The 18485-nt window shown below is 43.2% G+C and carries 18 protein-coding genes and 1 pseudogene; 13 read left to right on the top strand and 6 right to left on the bottom strand.

All coding sequences use genetic code 11. From position 1 onward, the window contains the following. The first annotated feature begins 80 nt into the window (after positions 1 to 80). Both B2Z67_RS09800 and ispD read left to right on the top strand, forming a co-directional pair. Complete coding sequence (locus B2Z67_RS09800; RefSeq protein WP_291529643.1) at positions 81 to 332, top strand: hypothetical protein; 252 nt, start codon at positions 81 to 83, stop codon at positions 330 to 332. Positions 333 to 716: 384 nt separating this feature from the next. Then, positions 717 to 1451: a 2-C-methyl-D-erythritol 4-phosphate cytidylyltransferase gene (ispD, locus tag B2Z67_RS09795; RefSeq protein ID WP_291529642.1), complete on the top strand. Its 735-nt coding sequence runs from the start codon at positions 717 to 719 to the stop codon at positions 1449 to 1451. Between the two features lie 99 nt (positions 1452 to 1550). Here ispD and B2Z67_RS09790 read toward each other — a convergent pair whose 3' ends face one another. Further along, positions 1551 to 2801, bottom strand: coding sequence for a glycosyltransferase family 4 protein (locus B2Z67_RS09790; protein WP_291529641.1), 1251 nt, complete (start codon positions 2799 to 2801; stop codon positions 1551 to 1553). A gap of 287 nt (positions 2802 to 3088) precedes the next feature. On the opposite strand from B2Z67_RS09790, the gene B2Z67_RS09785 reads away from it, so the two are divergent. Together B2Z67_RS09785 and B2Z67_RS09780 are read left to right on the top strand one after the other, a co-directional pair. After that, positions 3089 to 4930 (top strand): ABC transporter ATP-binding protein, encoded by a 1842-nt coding sequence (locus B2Z67_RS09785; RefSeq protein ID WP_291529640.1) that lies wholly within the window; start codon positions 3089 to 3091, stop codon positions 4928 to 4930. Between the two features lie 37 nt (positions 4931 to 4967). Then, entirely contained in the window at positions 4968 to 7343 is a 2376-nt protein-coding gene (locus B2Z67_RS09780) for a DUF2339 domain-containing protein (RefSeq protein ID WP_291529639.1), read from the top strand. On the opposite strand, the pseudogene B2Z67_RS09775 reads toward B2Z67_RS09780, so the two are convergent. The 4 genes and pseudogenes from B2Z67_RS09775 to B2Z67_RS09760 form a co-directional block, all read right to left on the bottom strand. Beyond that, a pseudogene (locus B2Z67_RS09775) lies at positions 7344 to 7457 on the bottom strand (cell filamentation protein Fic); the annotation flags it as partial. It lies immediately after the preceding gene. 207 nt (positions 7458 to 7664) lie between these two features. Further along, the gene (locus B2Z67_RS09770) at positions 7665 to 7937 is read right to left on the bottom strand and encodes a DUF3791 domain-containing protein (RefSeq protein ID WP_291529638.1); all 273 of its coding nucleotides are present in this window, start codon (positions 7935 to 7937) and stop codon (positions 7665 to 7667) included. A 35-nt stretch (positions 7938 to 7972) separates the two neighbouring features. Beyond that, a complete protein-coding gene (locus tag B2Z67_RS09765) occupies positions 7973 to 8233 on the bottom strand; it encodes a DUF3791 domain-containing protein (RefSeq protein WP_291529637.1) in 261 nt (86 codons plus the stop codon). 823 nt (positions 8234 to 9056) lie between these two features. Next, positions 9057 to 9692 carry a ribonuclease H family protein gene (locus B2Z67_RS09760; protein ID WP_291529636.1) on the bottom strand — a complete coding sequence of 212 codons (636 nt, stop codon included), beginning with the start codon at positions 9690 to 9692 and terminating at the stop codon, positions 9057 to 9059. A gap of 423 nt (positions 9693 to 10115) precedes the next feature. Between B2Z67_RS09760 and B2Z67_RS09755 the strand changes: the two genes are divergently transcribed. From B2Z67_RS09755 to B2Z67_RS09720, 8 genes are all read left to right on the top strand, one after another. Next, positions 10116 to 10565 (top strand): DUF3990 domain-containing protein, encoded by a 450-nt coding sequence (locus B2Z67_RS09755; RefSeq protein WP_291529635.1) that lies wholly within the window; start codon positions 10116 to 10118, stop codon positions 10563 to 10565. After that, on the top strand, positions 10562 to 11023 hold the full coding sequence (locus B2Z67_RS09750) for a hypothetical protein (protein ID WP_291529634.1): 462 nt from the start codon (positions 10562 to 10564) through the stop codon (positions 11021 to 11023). Before B2Z67_RS09755 ends, B2Z67_RS09750 begins: the two co-directional genes overlap by 4 nt. Positions 11024 to 11146: 123 nt before the next feature. Then, complete coding sequence (locus B2Z67_RS09745) at positions 11147 to 11755, top strand: nitroreductase family protein (RefSeq protein ID WP_291529633.1); 609 nt, start codon at positions 11147 to 11149, stop codon at positions 11753 to 11755. Positions 11756 to 11789: 34 nt separating this feature from the next. Beyond that, a complete protein-coding gene (locus B2Z67_RS09740; protein WP_291529632.1) occupies positions 11790 to 12317 on the top strand; it encodes a shikimate kinase in 528 nt (175 codons plus the stop codon). 250 nt (positions 12318 to 12567) lie between these two features. After that, positions 12568 to 14460, top strand: coding sequence for a biosynthetic arginine decarboxylase (gene speA / locus B2Z67_RS09735; RefSeq protein WP_291529631.1), 1893 nt, complete (start codon positions 12568 to 12570; stop codon positions 14458 to 14460). A gap of 4 nt (positions 14461 to 14464) precedes the next feature. After that, the gene (gene argB / locus B2Z67_RS09730; RefSeq protein WP_291529630.1) at positions 14465 to 15238 is read left to right on the top strand and encodes an acetylglutamate kinase; all 774 of its coding nucleotides are present in this window, start codon (positions 14465 to 14467) and stop codon (positions 15236 to 15238) included. A 61-nt stretch (positions 15239 to 15299) separates the two neighbouring features. Next, entirely contained in the window at positions 15300 to 15809 is a 510-nt protein-coding gene (locus B2Z67_RS09725; protein WP_291529629.1) for an RNA polymerase sigma factor, read from the top strand. Continuing rightward, positions 15799 to 16287, top strand: coding sequence for a hypothetical protein (locus B2Z67_RS09720; RefSeq protein WP_291529628.1), 489 nt, complete (start codon positions 15799 to 15801; stop codon positions 16285 to 16287). Before B2Z67_RS09725 ends, B2Z67_RS09720 begins: the two co-directional genes overlap by 11 nt. Before the next feature lie 281 nt (positions 16288 to 16568). On the opposite strand, the gene B2Z67_RS09715 is transcribed toward B2Z67_RS09720, so the two are convergent. Then, the gene (locus tag B2Z67_RS09715) at positions 16569 to 17432 is read right to left on the bottom strand and encodes a head GIN domain-containing protein (protein ID WP_291529627.1); all 864 of its coding nucleotides are present in this window, start codon (positions 17430 to 17432) and stop codon (positions 16569 to 16571) included. A gap of 139 nt (positions 17433 to 17571) precedes the next feature. Here B2Z67_RS09715 and B2Z67_RS09710 point away from each other — a divergent pair, with 139 nt between their 5' ends. Further along, positions 17572 to 18276 (top strand): SprT family zinc-dependent metalloprotease, encoded by a 705-nt coding sequence (locus B2Z67_RS09710; RefSeq protein WP_291529645.1) that lies wholly within the window; start codon positions 17572 to 17574, stop codon positions 18274 to 18276. Positions 18277 to 18485 lie beyond the last annotated feature (209 nt).

Below are 18485 nucleotides of genomic sequence, written 5' to 3'. Positions count from 1 at the left end.
TCGAATTGTTCTATATTTATTATAGTGACCACTCAGGATGACGTGCCGACCGTTTGTTTTACGAAGAAATCTCGGCGAGCATGTACCAAAACAGTACCCGTCGGCGGAATATTTCACACTTAGACACCGGCTACTGCCTGCTTGCAGACGGAGAAGTGTCTGGGAGCAAGGAGATTGCAAAGGAAGACTCCCCTGTCTATCGCGGTAAAAAGAATCAGGACGAATGTATTACGGAGGTCGAAAGCGTAACATTTATCCCCCAAAATGTAACATTAATCCCTCAAAATGTAACATCTGGTACACATAGCATAGCACAGCATAGCATAGCATAAATTCCCCCTCCTCTATAGTTCCCCCCGAAGGGGAACTCGGAAGACGCGAACCGGAAGTTCGCTGAAGAGGAAGGAGAGAGGAAAGAGAAGGAGGAAGATTTTTTAAGATTATCCTTAATCATACCCGGAAAGGTTATTCTTCATGCTCCGGTAAGTACTTATCGTGCCCCGGCAAGCACCGATCGTGCCCCGGTAAGCACCGTTCATGCCCTGGAAGGTGTCCTGGCGTGGTTATTCCAAAACCCTGTTTTCGTTAGGTCAGTTTCGGAAAGAGCGTTATCTTTGCGCTGTGCTTGAGAGACTGCGGTATGAACACTACAGGTTAACTCCTGCGGTATGAACAATACAGCCTCTGGGGACGTAACAGAATTTAATTTATAGACAATGAATGTAGCTGTAATTTTAGCCGGTGGAGCAGGCCATCGATTGGGAGGAGACTTGCCCAAACAATTCCTAAAGGTCGCAGGAAGGAAAATCATCGAACACACCCTTGATGTGTTTGAGCATTGCGATTTGATTGATGAGATAGCCGTTGTCTGTAACCCGGATTACATTACGGATATGGAGCAGATTGTACTGAACAACCAATGGGTGAAGGTCAAAAAGATACTTTGCGGTGGAAAGGAACGCTATCACTCCAGTCTGGCAGCTATCTGCGCTTATAATGACGATGATATAAACCTTCTTTTCCATGATGCCGTCCGCCCGTTGGTAAACGACAGGATTATTGCAGACTGTGTAGTGGCGCTGGATTCTTATTCTGCCGTAAGTGTAGCAATACCGGCAACTGATACAATAATTGAAGTCACGGAGCAGAATACAATCAAGGCTATACCTGACCGTGCGGTATTAAGGAACGTACAAACTCCTCAATGTTTCAAGCGTGGCGTAATCAAGCGCGCCTACGAACTGGCACTGCAAGACCCGGGCTTTAAAACCACAGATGATTGCGGCGTAATCCTGAAATACTTGCCGGAGATTCCTGTCTACATTGTGCCGGGCGAGAACTTCAACATGAAGGTAACCTACCCCGAAGACTTGTTTCTGGTTGACAAACTCTTCCAACTGAAAACCATCAAGGATGGAAACCATGAACAGCCGGCTTATCCGGAGGTGTAATTCTCAATAAAACGGCTGTTGGGTTTGGAGGCAGTTTGGGAGATGTCAACCTTGGCTCCGGGATTCCGATGCTTCAACCTGCAGTATGAATAATGCAAACTAAACATTTTGCGCAGAAATGCGCTCAATACAATTTGTAAGTCTTTGCATTATTAAATCCCAGTTGTAATTTTCCCGGATATAATTGAAGCCTTTTTCTCCCATCTCTGTTCTTAACTCCTCGGAAGAATCAACTCTATGCAATTGTTTCATGAACTCTTGCCTGTTGGAGTAAGGCAATGCGGCGTACTTGCTCTTCTTGCAGTGCTCTTTGAGAACGTTGCAACGTCCGTTGACCAACATTGCCTTTTTCAAGCTCATAGCTTCAAGTAGAATGAGTGACAAACTCTCAAATCTGGAGGGGTTGATTACTATCTTTGCATGTTCTATGATTGCAGTCTTTTCAGCCTCGTCAACAAATCCCGTGTATATAATATCCGGATGCTGATAAGTTTCACAGAACAATCCGCCTACTACAACGAATTTTAGTTGTGAGTCTTTATATCTTTCTTTATAGGTGATGAAATAATCAAAGATATCATGTAGCTTGTTAGAAGCCACTCTTCCAACATATAACAAATATTCCGGAGGAAGTTGATATTTTGAAGATGTGGTATTCCAATCGGCTGGGGGAGTCAATTCGTATCCTACACTAATAATGCCATGAGGTGACATGAAAGGACCGAAGGTACGTTGGGCAAGTTTTTCTTCGGCACGAGTGTTGAAACCGATATAGGCAACCTTGGTGAAAATATGAGTCTGAATCGATCGGAAAGCAGCCTGGTGGTAATGCAGGGTTGGGATAATGATCGTTTTCTCCGGCGCATATTGTGCTGTATAGTACGCAAGCGGATAGTCTATCGTGAAAGGGATAAATACTTTGTAGTCAGCTTTATGTTCTTTAATAAAAGAAAAGAGGGAAGGAGAATAGAATACACTGCTTTTATGCATGTCTATTTCCCATTTCTGCCTGTAAGTCCAAACAGGGAATAAAGTAGATAGAGGAGCAAGAAGGCGGACTTTATATAAGGCTTTTCTGAGTTTGAAGGCTTTGCGGGCTTTCTTAACAAAGCTAAGCTTCATCTCTTCGTTAACAGGCTCTACTTTGAATCGGCGGACAAGAACCCCATTAATGTATTCTTCTCCTTCAGGGTATTCATTTCCGCCGGTCTTATAATTCTTTACGCAAGTAGTTAGTACTTCTACCTGATAATTGCACACTAATCTTTCGGCAAGCATTTTGCAATGATATTCCGCTCCTCCATTGATACCCTCTCCATACCTTACAACAACAAATGCAATCTTATTCATTCTTTCTGCTTCCCCGTTTTTTATTGATTATATAAAATTTCCAAATGCAAATATAACAAGTAAATGAGATATTAACTTAAATACTGCATGGATTTTATTGATTTATGTAAAATTTCCGATGCAAACACAGCAGACAGGTTGTCTTTTATTCTATTTTTTTCTTTAGAGCATATTCTACATTGTTTATGGTTGCATAGCGGATAATTCGCGTTAATTATCCTTTTTATTCTATTTTGTTCAATGATTTTCTTGTATATTTGCACCCTTAACTCATTAAATAACATGTAATGAAAGAATTCCTGCAATTGATGCGACGTTTTGTATCGCCTTATAAGAAATACATAGGATGGGCGATTGTGCTCAATATCTTATCGGCTGTATTCAATGTGTTTTCATTTACTTTACTAATCCCTATTTTGAATATCCTGTTCAAGACAGGTGAAAACGACCAGGTATATCAATACATGGAGTGGGGCAGTGACGATGTGAAAAGTGTTGCCATAAACAATTTCTATTACTATGTCACTCAAATGATAGATTCTTATGGGTCGACGATGACCTTGTTATTTATCGGGCTTTCTCTTGCATTCATGACCATGTTGAAAACCTCCTGCTATTTCGGCTCTTCGGCTATTATGGTTCCTCTACGTACGGGAGTTGTTCGTGATATCCGTGTCCTGGTTTACTCTAAAGTAATGCATCTGCCGCTTGGATTCTTTTCTCAGGAAAGGAAAGGAGATATCATTGCCCGTATGAGCGGCGACGTGGGAGAAATAGAGAACTCTATTACCAGTTCGTTGGACATGTTGTTGAAGAATCCGATTTTGATTCTTTCCTATTTCACAACGTTGATTATAACCAGTTGGCAATTAACGTTATTCACTGTATTGGTATTGCCCGGAATGGCTTGGGTAATGGGGAAAGTCGGCAGGAAACTGAAACGTAAATCTTTGGAAGCCCAGAGTAAATGGAGTGACACGATGTCGCAGCTGGAAGAAACGCTGGGCGGTTTGCGTATAATCAAAGCGTTCATTGCAGAAGACAAAATGGTAGACCGTTTCTCGAGGTGCAGCAACGAACTGCGCAATGCAACCAATAAAGTGGCTGTTCGTCAGGCATTGGCCCATCCTATGAGTGAACTCCTGGGTACGATTCTGATTGTGTTTGTCCTTTGGTTTGGCGGTCTGTTGATTTTAGGGGATAATTCGTCGTCAATTAACGCTTCCACATTTATTTTCTATATGGTTATTCTGTACAGTATCATCAATCCGTTAAAGGATTTTGCTAAGGCAGGATACAATATTCCGAAGGGGTTGGCGTCCATGGAGCGTGTGGATAAAATCTTAAAAGCGGAGAATCCGATTAAGGAACCTGCAAATCCGCTTCCTCTGCATGGGATGAATGATAAGATTGAGTTTAAGGACGTTTCTTTCAGCTACGATGGAAAGAGGGAAGTGTTGAAGCATATCAATCTTGCTGTTCCCAAAGGGCGGACGATTGCGCTGGTCGGGCAGTCCGGTTCGGGTAAGTCAACATTGGTTGATTTGTTACCGCGTTATCATGACATACATTTGGGCGAAATCATGATTGATGGTGTTAATATCAAGAATTTCCGTATTCACGATTTGCGTGGTTTGATAGGGAATGTAAACCAGGAGGCTATCCTGTTCAATGACACTTTCTTTAATAACATAGCTTTTGGTGTGGAGAATGCTACATTGGAAGACGTTATTGAAGCAGCAAAAATAGCGAATGCCCACGACTTTATCATGGAAACGGAACATGGGTACGATACGAATATCGGTGACCGTGGCGGCAAGCTCTCCGGCGGACAGCGCCAGCGCATCAGTATTGCCCGCGCCATATTGAAGAATCCGCCTATACTTATTCTGGATGAGGCTACTTCTGCCCTTGATACGGAATCCGAACGCCTGGTGCAGGAGGCTTTGGAACGCTTGATGAAAACCCGGACAACGATTGCCATTGCCCACCGCCTCTCTACGATCAAGAATGCGGATGAAATCTGCGTGCTCTATGAAGGAGAAATCGTGGAACGCGGCAAACATGAAGCCTTGTTGGAGAAAAACGGATACTACAAGCGCTTGAATGATATGCAGTCTTTGGCTTAAAATCAATCCGTACCTTGGCGTACATTAATTGAAGATTATGGAAGTTTTACTTGTTATACTGATTATAGTTGCATGGATTAACCTGCATTCTCACATAAGTAGGGTAAAAACTCACATAGATTCTTTGCAGAAAGATTTGCACGATTTCCGAAAAGAAATTGAGGCTCAGTTGGAAGCGCTTAAAAAACAACAAGCCAAAGTAAGCCAGGCCGGAGCCAATCCTGTAGAGGAAGTCCGTGAGCAAGTAGTCAGGACAACGATTGAGAAGCCGATAGAAGAACCTGTGGAAACAACGGAGAACGTGTCTGTTGCGGTAGATAGAGAGGAGGACTCTCCTGTCCGGATTGTAGAGACGGTTGTGGATGGTAAGCCGGAAAAACAGGTTGCTACTGCTAAGCCGGAGGAAAAGATTATTCTCCAGCCTGTCGTCAAACCGTCCGCGTTTACCAACAAGAAGAGAAAAGTTGATTACGAAAAATATATAGGAGAGAATCTGTTCGGTAAAATCGGTATCCTGGTGTTAGTTGTCGGTATGGGATTGTTTGTCAAGTATGCGATTGACAAGAACTGGATCAATGAAGTATTCCGCACAGTACTCGGATTTGTTGTCGGTAGCGGGTTACTGCTTTTGTCACAACGACTTAAGGGGACTTATCGTACATTCAGTTCCCTGTTGGCAGGAGGAGCGTTTGCAATCTTCTATGTGACGGTGAGCATGGCCTATCATTATTATGGTTTGTTCAGTCAGACCGCCGCTTTTATCATACTTGTGGTGCTGACAGTATTCATGTCACTTCTCGCTGTCTTTTATAATCATCGTGAACTGGCGGTCATTGCATTGGTAGGTGGTTTTATCTCCCCTTTCCTGGTTAGCAACGGAGCGGGGAATTATCTGGTCTTGTTCACTTACCTGACTATCCTGAATATGGGAATGTTCGGATTGTCGATATACAAGAAGTGGGGAGAACTGCCGATTATCTGTTTTACTGCAACCTATTTGATTATGCTGGGCTACTCGCTGGTGACGGATCTGGATTCCGCACAGAGTGGGCAGTTGGTTAACCTGTTGCTTTTTGCTACATTGTTTTTTCTGATATTTCTGTTACCGATCATTATCATAGTACGTACGAAGGGCGGTAAAATCAACCAACTGCTGCTGATTGTCGTAGTATTGAATAATTTCCTGTATCTCCTTTTTGCTTTATGGTATTTGCGTGAGTGGCAGTTGGCTTATAATATCAAAGGGGCATTCACATTGTTTATCGCATTGGTGAACGTGCTTATCGCATTTATTGTGCGTAAGCGGAAAGCCGATAAGGGATTGTTGTTTACGCTGTTGAACGGAATGTTTCTGACTTTTGCGTCGCTCAGCGTACCTGTTCAGTTGGATGGAACTTTCATTACTTTGCTATGGGCGACGGAAGTGGTGGTTCTTCTTTGGCTTTTTATCCGGTTCCGGCAACCGGTGTACGTTCGTTTCATACAGGCACTTCTTTGGCTGACGGTTCTTTCTTTCCTCATGGATATAACGAATGCAATGGTTGATAATACTGCCCGTTCGTTGCTGTTGAACGGAACGTTTACAACCGGGATATTTACCGGCGTGGCGTTTGGCGTTTTTGCCTGGTTGATGGAACGCCGGAAGGCTTTATTCACGGCAACATCGAAGATGCCTTATGTTCCTTTTAATGCGATAGCTTGGTTAGCGGGATGCGGCATTATCTACCTCTCGTTTATTGTTGACTTCTATTTGAATATTGATGATTCTTCCTTGATGAATGCTGTTTGCCTGGCGTTTACCTGTCTGACATTACTGTTGTTGCTGGTAGGATTGAGGAAACGTTTTGGCATAGATACTTATAAAACTATTTATGCAATATCAGTCGGACTTTCCCTTTGTTTGTTCGTCCGGTTATCGTGGCTATCCAATGGCTATGGTGGTTCAGTGCTGCTTATGCTACAATGGGCGACATTAGCAGTTGTAATTATTCATTTGTTCCTGTTGGCTGCCTGTTACTATCGTTCGTTTGACTTCCGGCAGAAAAGTTCGAACCTGATGACTTCGTTTGTGGGGGTTGCTTCCACGATTCTGTTTGCGGTTGCTGTTAATAATATGTTGCATCTGCTTGGTTGGGAAGAAGAGTTGAGTGCTGCTTTATCTATTTCTTTAGGTATTGCAGGGTTTGTCCAGATGTCTTTGGGGATGCGTCTGCATCTGAAGATATTGCGTATGATTAGCCTGGCAGTTTTCGGCGTTGTTCTGTTAAAATTGGTCATTGTCGATTTGTGGCTGTTGCCAACAGTCGGAAAGATTATTGTCTTTATCCTGCTGGGCGTTATGCTGCTTGTGCTGTCTTTCTTGTACCAGAAATTGAAGAAGGTGCTGTTTGCGGATTCCCATTCAGATAACTAACTATTCATCTTCTTCATAATAGTACGAGTAATCGATGCCTTTCATAAACATTTCGCGGTCATTGATTCTGTTTGTTAATGCGCTCTCAATCAATGCCTTAATGTTTGTACTATCAATGGGGCTTCTTATTTGTCCTGCAAAGTCGTAATCAGGCGTGGTACTAATCAATTCGTAATCGGAATAAGGCTCCGTTTTCCCATTCAGCACCCATTCGGCTTTTGTAATGTTATAGTCGCGAATTTTCCCGGCAAACTTGTAAATGCCTGTAAAAAGGCGGGGTGAATAGCAATCAACTCCAATGGTGAAAATGAAAAAGTGTTGTTAGACAGTATCATTTTTCTTTTCCATATTGCTATGATATCCGAGTCTCTCAAGTGAAGATGGCGGAGTAATAGGTATTGCTCGTAGTGGAGATTGCAAATCCAACACAAGTTCATCTACAATATAATGGTCTCCCATCATGTAGAGATAATCCTTGGAGTCATGAAGTCGTTCACATATCTTTGATTCATAAAATACATCGAATGCTCTTTCCGGTTCGATGTTCAATTGCTTGGCTGCAAGGGTGACTATGCGACCAATCTTGTTCCACATTAGTATATCGCTTAGCATATTCGGTTAAAGTTTTCCTATGCCTCTTTTCCTAATTTTCGTTGTTCCCAATCCAGCAAGCAGCCCACTACATCTTCAGTCACATGCTTGCGGCTTTCACTGTGAATAACCTCATAGTGCTTCAAAATATATCCATTGATAAGGTTGACTCGCTTCATGCGCTGATACGCTTCCTTGGCTGATATGCCCAATGCACGTGCCGCACTTTCCACACAGGAAGAGGCAAATATCATTCTATCTTCTATTTCTCTATCTGTCATCACCTTACATGTTTTCATTTAATTTATTCCGTTTGACGCAAATATAATTATTTTGTTCAAACAAACGATGGATTTTCTCATCTTCTTTATTCTGCCATCTGAAATGATACGGGCAAGATTTGATAAAACCTTGTTTTGTGGCATAATGATAAGACCGGGCGCATTTATTCCATAGTTCATCAACTGTAAGGTAGAACGGGATGGCTTATGCCTTCTTTCTTTCGTATTCTTATTTTATATTTAACCACGATTGTGAAACAGATGCTTTATATATGTGAATCACATGAACCACGACTGTGAAATATATACTCCACAATTGTGGGCAAATCTAAAGTATTGGCTCTAAAAGCAAGAGACATAAAGAGTGAATGCAATAACATAGGCGATTAACATAACCAATGCCTGCTCCGAACGTCACTGAAAGGACAGGTGTGTAACAACAAAGAGCTATGGCAATATTGTTTGATTGCTACGAAAAGCTCTCTTTATGAAGAGAAAAACAGGAAAATGAGAGGTTGCTGAAATACTCTATTTTTGTGCAGAGAAGGCTATAACTATAAGATAATGAGGGGAATATAGTTGTTTTGTGCTGTGTAGGTAAAAAGATTGCATACATTCTGAAAAGTTACTGCCACCACTACTCTAGTGCCGATGAACAAGGCGATGCGAGGCATGAGTGTAAGTGTGTAGGTAAAAGTATAAACTCCGGGATACGCGTACGCGCGCGCGAGGCGAGTCATGATATACATACGCGTATGTGCGAAAGAGTTCTGAGTTCAAATCTTAAATGCGACACCTCCTCCGAATGATGCAGTCAAGCAGAGAATGAAAGCGAGAGGTTTTATTTCCTTCCGAAGTCAGCGGGTATTTCTCCCCACTGTTTAGTTTCCCATTTCATGATTTGGGTAGTATAGGTATTTTCGCGTAGCCACTTTTCGGCGCGCTCTATCAGTTTGAAGAGTTCTTCCGTCTTGGGTTCGCGTGGGAGTTTTGTCTTGCATTTCTTTTGCTTTATCCAGCTGATGGCATTCACGCTGTCGCTGTAGATGGGCATATCGAATCCTTTCTGCTTCAGCAAAGCAAGTCCGTGGACGATGGCGAGAAACTCGCCTATATTGTTTGTGCCGTACACCGGGCCGAAGTGAAACACTTGTTGCCGGCTTGCCACATGCACACCCCGGTATTCCATTGCTCCGGGATTGCCACTACAGGCGGCATCTACTGCAAGGCTATTCTCTGCTACGCAAGCGGGGAGAGGGGCATCGACATCCTTCCTGGGAGTGGGAGTAGTGGCAGGTGCCCGTTTGGTATATTCATACGGAGAAGAGGCAAAGGCTTTTTCGGCTTCCTCGTGCGTTCCGAACGATTTGAACCTCGCTCCTTTGTAACCTTTGATTTGCAACTGGCAGTCTGTCCAGGAAGTATAAATGCCCGGATTGACGCCTACCCATACGACGTAAAATTTCTCCTTTCCCATATCAGATGCAAAGGTAATGTAAACCGGAGGCAGTACAAAATAAGCATGCTTAATTTTTTTATTGATAAGGTGCAGTTTGGCTTATTCTGAAGCGGGGAAAGAAGATTATGCAGAGAAAAAAGAGCAAATGTTTTGCTGAAAATCGGATAATCCTTATCTTTCACTGTGTCAAGTAATGGTTTAAAATTAGTCTTATAAATGAGAATTTAGTGATGAGAATGGGTACGCGGACGACACGGATTAGACGGATGAACGCGGATTCTTTTTCTTAAATGCAAATTCAGGAGGTGTGAATGCTTAATAGAGATAATCCGCGTTCATCCGTTTAATCCGTGTCGTCCGCGTATCAATTCTCCGTTAAATTAGCGTTTATAATGTAAACTAATTATAACGAGGCATTTATTAAGCTAATGTTTAGAAATTATGGAAATATATCACGGTGAATATTGTCCGGTAGAAACTCCCGAAATAATAGAAGGCAGATATGCTAAGGATTTCGGTGTGGGTTTTTACTGTACAGAACTGAAAGAACAGGCTGTTCGTTGGGCAAAGCGTTATGAAACGCCGATAGTCAGTATTTATAATTTTGAACTAAACCCGGTGTTGGACGTTCTGCATTTTGCAGAAATGACCGAAGAATGGCTTGATTTTATAGTGAACTGCCGTAATGGAGTGAAGCATCATTATGATGTTGTAATCGGAGCGATGGCGAATGACCAAATCTATAATTATATATCAGATTTCATAAACGGAGTGCTGACAAGGGAACAATTCTGGGTGTTGGCAAAGTTCAAGCATCCGACTCATCAGGTGAACTTTTGCACATCGGAAGCGTTGAAATCCATCACTTTTATTAAGAGCGAGGAGGTATGACTATGATAGGGCGAGAAAAGAAAGAGTACAATGATTTGTTTTTTGTTTGTAGTCTGATTGAATACATCAGCAGAAAGACTAAAAATCACCGGAATGTGGTAGTAAATGCCATAGGAAAGAAGAAACTGCAGCATATTTATGAATTGGCAGATGTCTATCATAGTGAAAACATTGATAAAGTGACTGACGAGCTTATTGATGCCTGTGATATTGAAACAGGGATGTTCGACAATATTGCCGCTGCTAAATATGCAATCCCTACTCATTGGGATATAGGGAAAGTGTACAAGCGACTGATCATTGAACTCTGTAGTAAGCAGGATAAGAAACCTATTGAGACGCTTATTGAAGTATATAATTCATGGCTTTCGCGTGGGATAGAGAATTTTAATAGTAGTCTGTATTTTGAGAATCCCGATTATCTGTACCAGTCATACCTTAAAGGGGAAGTCCTTTAGTGTTCGGGTATTCTGAACAATCTATTTCTTTCATTTGTTTCACTACACACAGCTTAGAATCTGTTTTGAATAAACTCAAAAGCAGCCTCTAAAGTGATAATTAATGAAAAGAAAGGGCTTAATATGATTAGACAACGAACATTTGCCGAGGCGTTGGAACACCGGCGCACTTATTATTCTATTAGTAACGATTCTCCGGTGTTGGATGAAGAGATTGTGCATATCCTCCGCACAGCAGTAAAGAATGTGCCTTCGGCATTTAATTCACAGACCACAAGAGTTGTCCTGCTGCTGGGCGACGAACACCGGAAGTTATGGGATATTGTAAAGAACCGGTTGAAAGAACGCCTGCCCGAAGAGCGCTTCAAGCAGACCGAACAAAAAATAGACGGCTCGTTTTCTTGCGGTTACGGTACAATCCTGTTTTTTGAGGATCAGTCCATTGTGGCGGAATTGCAAAAGTCGTTCCCCACTTATAGCGAAAACTTCCCCGTCTGGTCGCAACAAACCTCTGCCATGCATCAGTTGGCTATCTGGACGATGCTCGAAGACAAAGGTTTGGGAGTTTCATTGCAACACTATAATCCGCTCATCGACAAGGATGTGCAGCACGAATGGCAATTGCCCGATACCTGGCAATTGATTGCGCAGATGCCTTTCGGAACCCCTACCGCCGAACCGGGTGAAAAAGAGGTGAAAGAACTGAGCGAACGCATCAAGGTATTTCGTTAATTATGCTTACCTTTGTCCGCAAAGGTAAGTGTTTATGGTACGTATTTTTTTGACCGGCTACATGGGGGCCGGTAAAACAACTTTAGGAAAGGCTTTTGCCCGCGAACTGAATATACCGTTCATTGATTTGGACTGGTATATTGAAGAACGTTTTCACAAATCCATACGTGAACTGTTCACAGAGCGAGGAGAAGCCTCTTTTCGTGAAATGGAACAAGCCATGCTGCACGAGGTAGCCCAGTTTGAAAACGTCATTATTTCCACCGGTGGAGGTACTCCCTGTTTCTTTGACAACATGGAATATATGAACCAACATGGACAGACCGTCTTTCTGGATGTGCATCCCGATGTTCTGTTTCGCCGTTTGCGTGTTGCCACACAACAACGTCCTATCTTATGGGGTAAAACTGATGCCGAACTGCGTGCATTTATTACGGATGCATTAGAAAAGCGCACTCCGCATTATAATAAGGCAAGTTACCATTTTAATGCCGGACATTTGGAAAACCGTCGGCAAATAACAGAATCCGTGCAACAATTGCGTAACTTATTGGGGCTTTAACCTCCTGCAAATGTGTATTTTCAGGTAAGAAAGCAATAAATTTGAAGATTTGTCGTATTTTTGCTGCCCTATTAAGAAACTGATATAACTTAGAAAAGGAAAATCAAAACAGTCTCTAACCTGAATTATTCATAACTGTAGTAGTTAGAGTAGTTAAAGAAGTTATCTACCGAGGTGATACCCCCTTTAACTCCTACAATATGAATAATGCAGGTTGAAAGTCAAACAACAAACATTTCAGTAACAGAAAATGAGAAAATGGCGTATTGAAGATTCAGAAGAGCTTTATAACATTACAGGTTGGGGCACTTCGTACTTTGGTATCAATGACAAGGGTCATGTAGTAGTAACACCTCGTAAAAATGGTGCCGGTGTCGATTTGAAAGAATTGGTGGACGAATTGCAGCTTCGTGACGTGTCAGCTCCCATGCTGATTCGTTTCCCCGATATCCTGGATAATCGGATTGAGAAAACTTCTTCATGTTTTAAACAGGCTGCCGAGGAATACGATTACAAAGCAGAGAACTTTATCATCTACCCCATCAAGGTAAACCAAATGCGTCCGGTGGTAGAGGAAATTATCAGCCACGGAAAGAAGTTCAATCTCGGGTTGGAAGCCGGTTCGAAGCCCGAATTGCACGCCGTAATTGCTATTAACTCGGATTCGGACTCATTGATTATCTGTAACGGGTACAAGGACGAAAGCTATATAGAGCTGGCGTTGCTGGCTCAAAAGATGGGTAAACGTATTTTTCTCGTAGTAGAAAAAATGAACGAGTTGAAATTGATTGCTAAGATGGCGAAGCAACTGAACGTTAAACCCAATATCGGCATTCGCATTAAGCTGGCTTCTTCCGGAAGTGGCAAATGGGAAGATTCAGGAGGCGATGCAAGCAAATTTGGATTAACTTCCAGCGAATTGCTCGAAGCTCTCGACTTTTTGAGTTCAAAAGGGATGCAAGATTGTCTGAAATTGATACATTTCCATATTGGTAGCCAGGTTACAAAGATACGTCGCATTAAAACTGCCCTTCGTGAAGCATCCCAGTTCTATGTGCAGCTGCATGGCATGGGATTCAAAGTAGAGTTTGTTGATATCGGCGGAGGATTGGGTGTTGACTACGATGGAACACGCTCTTCCAGCAGTGAGAGCAGTGTCAATTACTCCATTCAGGAATATGTTAACGACTCCATCTCCACGTTAGTAGATGCCAGTGATAAGAATGGTATCCCCCATCCGAATATAATAACCGAAAGCGGTCGAGCCTTGACTGCCCATCACTCTGTGCTCATCTTTGAGGTGTTGGAAACAACTACCTTGCCCGAATGGGATGACAGTGAAGAGCTTACCGAACAAGACCACGAACTGGTGCAGGAACTCTACGGCATCTGGGACACACTGAACCAGAACAGAATGCTGGAAGCCTGGCACGATGCGCAACAGATACGCGAAGAAGCGCTCGATTTGTTTAGCCACGGCATTGTAGATTTGAAAACGCGTGCGCAGATTGAACGCCTTTATTGGTCTATCATGCGCGAAGTAAACCAGATAGCCGCCGGTTTGAAACATGCTCCCGATGAACTTCGCGGTTTACCGAAGCTATTGGCGGATAAGTATTTCTGTAACTTCTCCTTATTCCAGTCTTTGCCCGACTCCTGGGCTATCGACCAGATATTCCCGATTATGCCTATTCAGCGTTTGGACGAACGTCCCGACCGCTCGGCTACTTTACAGGACATCACTTGCGATTCGGATGGGAAGATAGCCAATTTCATTTCCACCAAGAACGTGGCGCACTATCTGCCTACCCACTCGCTGAAAAGCAAAGAACCTTATTATATGGGCGTTTTCTTAGTGGGCGCTTATCAGGAAATTCTGGGTGATATGCACAATCTTTTCGGAGATACGAATGCGGTACATGTTTCCGTCAGCGAAAAAGGATATTCCATTGAGCAGGTGATAGATGGCGAAACAGTGGCGGAAGTGCTTGATTATGTACAATATAACCCTAAAAAGCTGGTTCGTACGCTGGAAACCTGGGTGACTCAATCCGTGAAAGAAGGGCGTATTTCACTGGAAGAAGGTAAAGAGTTTCTTTCCAACTACCGTTCAGGTCTGTACGGATATACTTATTTGGAATAAGCGTATGAAAGAGAAACTGACCGTAATTAAAGTGGGTGGTAAAATCGTGGAAGAGGTAGCCACCCTTCATAAATTGTTGGATGATTTTGCAGCTATCGAAGGCCGTAAGGTACTGGTACACGGAGGAGGACGTTCGGCAACGAAACTTGCCGCCCAACTGGGTATTGAAAGCCAAATGGTTAACGGGCGGCGCATTACTGATGCCGAAACTCTGAAAGTGGTGACAATGGTGTACGGTGGATTGGTAAACAAGAATATTGTAGCCGGTTTGCAGGCGCGTGGCGTCAATGCGTTGGGGTTGACAGGCGCCGATATGAATGTTATCCGTTCGGTAAAGCGCCCGGTGAAAGAGGTGGACTATGGCTATGTTGGCGACGTAAAGCAGGTGAACGCTGAAATTCTGGCCGACCTGATTCATAAAGAAGTAGTGCCTGTGATGGCTCCTTTGACTCACGACGGCGCCGGTAGTCTGCTGAATACAAATGCCGACACCATTGCCGGAGAAACGGCGAAAGCGCTTGCCGCCCTCTTTGATGTGACGTTGGTATTCTGTTTTGAAAAGAAGGGAGTGCTTCGTGATGAGAACGACGATGATAGTGTAATACCGCAAATCACTCCGGCTGAATTTGAGCAATATGTGGCGGACGGCACTATTCAGGGAGGCATGATACCCAAGTTGGAGAACTCTTTTGAAGCCTTGAATGCAGGAGTCACCGAGGTGGTAATAACCTTAGCATCAGCAATTAACGAGAATAGCGGAACCCGCATCAAAAAATAATCAGAAAAAAACAGTGAGCAGCTGTAACTTTCCATATACTTAACCGTCATTATTAATAGAGATGCAAGAAATCAGTTTTCGGAATGACATTCTTCCGCTGAAAGATAAACTCTTTCGGTTGGCTCTCCGGATTACTTTCGACAGGGCAGAAGCAGAAGATGTTGTACAGGAAACAATGATAAGAGTCTGGAGCAAGCGTGACGAGTGGGCGCAGTTCGGTTCTATTGAGGCTTATTGCCTGACAGTGGCAAGAAATCTGGCGATAGACCGCAGCGAAAAGAAAGACGCCCATACTGTAGAGCTAACGCCTGAGATGGAACAGACTCCCGATGCATCCGCTCCTTATGATCTGTTGGTGGAGAAAGAACGAATGACGTTAATCCACCGATTGATTAATGAACTTCCCCAAACGCAGCGCCTGATTATGCAGTTGCGCGATATAGAGGGGAAAAGCTATAAAGAAATTGCCGTCATCCTGCAATTAACGGAGGACCAAGTGAGGGTAAATCTCTTTAGGGCGAGGCAGAAAGTGAAGCAACAGTATTTAGAAATAGAAGGTTATGGACTGTAAATATATAGAACAACTCTTGGAACGCTACTGGCAGTGCGAAACTTCTCTTGAGGAGGAGGCGCAGTTGCGTGCTTTTTTCGGCGGAAGCAATGTTCCCGAACATCTGCTTCGCTACAGGGATTTGTTTCTATATCAACAGCTTCAGCAAGAGGAAGCTTCAGGTTTAGGTGACGATTTCGACGCCCGTGTGCTTGCCCAGGTTGAAGTTCCGGTAGTAAAGGCAAAGCGATTGACGCTCACTGCACGCTTTATGCCGTTGTTCAAAGCCGCCGCAGTAGTGGCAATTGTACTTTTCTTAGGTAACGTGATGCAACACTCACTCTTTGATGACATTAAAGAGGTAGCCGCCGTCGATACCATCGGTAAGCAAATTACCGCGCCATCGGTAGCCCTTTCGGGAGATGTGACAATTACAAGTGAGCAGCAAATACTTGATAGTTTGCAGCGCGTGGAAAAGAAAGTTGAGTTAAAGAAATAACATTTTCATTTGCTTTAAATACAATATAGTTAGTGTGCTTTATTAAAACAACAATTTGAGACTGTGAAGTTTCAATTCTCTCAATTTCTTATAAATAACTAACTAAGATAACTGGGACGCCGCGAGATGCAGTGTCCCTTTTATTTTTTACTGCCACTATACGCACACCGTATTTGCCATACAAATAAAAAATGGAAGGCTTTCTCAGAAAAGCCTTCCATATAGTTAAGTGTCAGAAAAACGATTCTTTTCACATAACTGAATTTATAAAAGAGAGGGTTTTAAAGTTTGTGCAGGCCTCTTCTCGGATAATCCACTTGCGGATTGCCCTTGTAACCTATGGTGCCGCTACCGCTGGTGCGCGCTTTCAGAAATTCGGTAACAAAACATTTGATGTTGCCTGATCCTGCTACACTGGCATCGACACGTTTGGCTTCGTAGTTTTCCGTAAAGAGGTCACCCGAACCTGATACGCTGTAAGAGGCGTTTCCGGTAGTTCCTGTAATGGCAGCCGTTCCCGAACCTGCCACGCTTGCTTCCGTAGCGGTGGAAGTTACATTTCTCAATACCATGTCGCCCGAACCTGATACGGTCACTTTCAGGTTGTTGCAAGTGATATTGTTGGTGGTGATATCGCCCGAACCTGCCACTGATATCTTCAGGTCGTTGCATTGGATATTGCTACCCTCGATATCTCCCGATCCTGCAATACTGATAGTTAAGTTTTCATTGATCTTAAGTCCGTTTTTCAGGTTTATATCTCCTGATCCTGCTACGTAAACACCGTTCAGCATTTCGGCAGATACGCGTATTTCGAGCTTATTGTAAGTTACATTGACGTTCCTCTTGAAACCTACCGACAAAGTGTTGTCTTTCACTTTGATGTCCAGCAGGTCTACAATGTTGTCCGAAGTGTAAATTTCCACCTCAGGACCTCCCGATTTCTGGGTAAATATCACGTCCGGACTTCCGGAAACGCTGAGCCTGGTGAAATTATCTACTTTAACCTCTTTCGTTACATAGTTTTTGCTGGCGACAACTTTATTGCTGTTCCAGCTTCCGGAATTGTAACTTTTACTTTGCGAGCAGGCACTTGTACTGAGGATTAAACCGATACATGCGATAAAAATGGCGAACTTTTTCATGACCTTCTGTTTTTATGATTATTGATTATTACTGTTTTTATTTTTCTATTAGACGCAGGTTTCTCAAGAAAAGTTGCGTGAGATTTCTTTTTTTTTCAGATATTTCGTTCATTTGTCCATTTATTCATTAGAAAGTTTTATTGCTTTGGAAAATGTATTGGAAGATAAGGAATTGGGGCGTTTGCTGATTAAAGTGAATCCCCGTGCCCGGCACATGACTTTTCGCACGCGGGAAGATGCGATTCATATAAGCATACCTTTGGGGGTTACGCTTGCGGAGGTGAAGAATGCGTTAGAGGAGTTGCGCCCTCGTTTACGGGTAGCCCGGCAGAAGTGTAATCGTCCGTTGATTGATTTGGATTTCCGGATTGATGCGGAATATTTCAAATTAAGTCTGGTAAGCGGGCAAGGTGAACGATTTCTTTCGCGTTCGGAGTTGGGCACGATGCGGATTATCTGTCCGCCGGGAGCGAACTTTGCCGACGAACAATTGCAAGCGTGGCTGCGAAAAGTTATTGAAGAGGCTCTGCGGCGTAATGCAAAGATTGTCCTTCCACCTGTTCTATATGCGTTTTCGCAGGTGTATAATCTGCCTTACCAGGGCGTGAAAATCACTTCCAGTGGTTCTCGCTGGGGGAGTTGTTCGGCACGCGGCAATATAAATCTCTCTTATTATTTGATGCTGTTGCCTAAGCATTTGATAGATTATGTGCTTCTGCATGAGCTGGTTCATACTCGTGAAATGAATCATGGTGAACGTTTCTGGGCGCTCCTTGACGAACTGACCGAAGGAAAGGCGCTGGCTTTGCGGAAAGAATTGAAGGAGTATCGGACGGAGTTTTGAGGTGTTGGGCTTGAGGGATTGGGTTGATTAATTTTAGGAATTCGGATTCCTGCCCGCTCTTCATCTTCTACCTATCTGCTCCTTACCTGCTCCTTACCTGCTCCTTCCTTTCTCCCTGTCTATAGACAAGGAGTAGGTGAGGAGTAGGTAGGGGGTAGACTAAACCTGTATTATTCATATTGCAGGAGTTAAAGGGGTTATCGCTGTAC

Source organism: Bacteroides sp. UBA939 (genome assembly GCF_002293435.1).
GTDB lineage: Bacteria > Bacteroidota > Bacteroidia > Bacteroidales > Bacteroidaceae > Bacteroides.
The sequence above is the reverse complement of the archived record's forward strand: the minus strand, read 5'-3'. Positions and strand labels throughout refer to the sequence as shown.

Excerpts from the sequence above, each read along its gene's own strand:
- B2Z67_RS09785 (WP_291529640.1), top strand. The coding sequence starts at position 3,089 with ATGAAAGAATTCCTGCAATTGATGCGACGTTTTGTATCGCCTTATAAG.
- B2Z67_RS09765 (WP_291529637.1), bottom strand. The coding sequence starts at position 8,233 with ATGAAAACATGTAAGGTGATGACAGATAGAGAAATAGAAGATAGAATG.
- B2Z67_RS09750 (WP_291529634.1), top strand. The coding sequence starts at position 10,562 with ATGACTATGATAGGGCGAGAAAAGAAAGAGTACAATGATTTGTTTTTT.
- B2Z67_RS09790 (WP_291529641.1), bottom strand. The coding sequence starts at position 2,801 with ATGAATAAGATTGCATTTGTTGTTGTAAGGTATGGAGAGGGTATCAAT.
- B2Z67_RS09800 (WP_291529643.1), top strand. The coding sequence starts at position 81 with ATGTACCAAAACAGTACCCGTCGGCGGAATATTTCACACTTAGACACC.
- speA (WP_291529631.1), top strand. The coding sequence starts at position 12,568 with ATGAGAAAATGGCGTATTGAAGATTCAGAAGAGCTTTATAACATTACA.
- argB (WP_291529630.1), top strand. The coding sequence starts at position 14,465 with ATGAAAGAGAAACTGACCGTAATTAAAGTGGGTGGTAAAATCGTGGAA.
- B2Z67_RS09725 (WP_291529629.1), top strand. The coding sequence starts at position 15,300 with ATGCAAGAAATCAGTTTTCGGAATGACATTCTTCCGCTGAAAGATAAA.
- B2Z67_RS09780 (WP_291529639.1), top strand. The coding sequence starts at position 4,968 with ATGGAAGTTTTACTTGTTATACTGATTATAGTTGCATGGATTAACCTG.
- B2Z67_RS09740 (WP_291529632.1), top strand. The coding sequence starts at position 11,790 with ATGGTACGTATTTTTTTGACCGGCTACATGGGGGCCGGTAAAACAACT.
- B2Z67_RS09745 (WP_291529633.1), top strand. The coding sequence starts at position 11,147 with ATGATTAGACAACGAACATTTGCCGAGGCGTTGGAACACCGGCGCACT.
- B2Z67_RS09755 (WP_291529635.1), top strand. The coding sequence starts at position 10,116 with ATGGAAATATATCACGGTGAATATTGTCCGGTAGAAACTCCCGAAATA.
- B2Z67_RS09715 (WP_291529627.1), bottom strand. The coding sequence starts at position 17,432 with ATGAAAAAGTTCGCCATTTTTATCGCATGTATCGGTTTAATCCTCAGT.
- B2Z67_RS09720 (WP_291529628.1), top strand. The coding sequence starts at position 15,799 with ATGGACTGTAAATATATAGAACAACTCTTGGAACGCTACTGGCAGTGC.
- ispD (WP_291529642.1), top strand. The coding sequence starts at position 717 with ATGAATGTAGCTGTAATTTTAGCCGGTGGAGCAGGCCATCGATTGGGA.
- B2Z67_RS09770 (WP_291529638.1), bottom strand. The coding sequence starts at position 7,937 with ATGTGGAACAAGATTGGTCGCATAGTCACCCTTGCAGCCAAGCAATTG.
- B2Z67_RS09760 (WP_291529636.1), bottom strand. The coding sequence starts at position 9,692 with ATGGGAAAGGAGAAATTTTACGTCGTATGGGTAGGCGTCAATCCGGGC.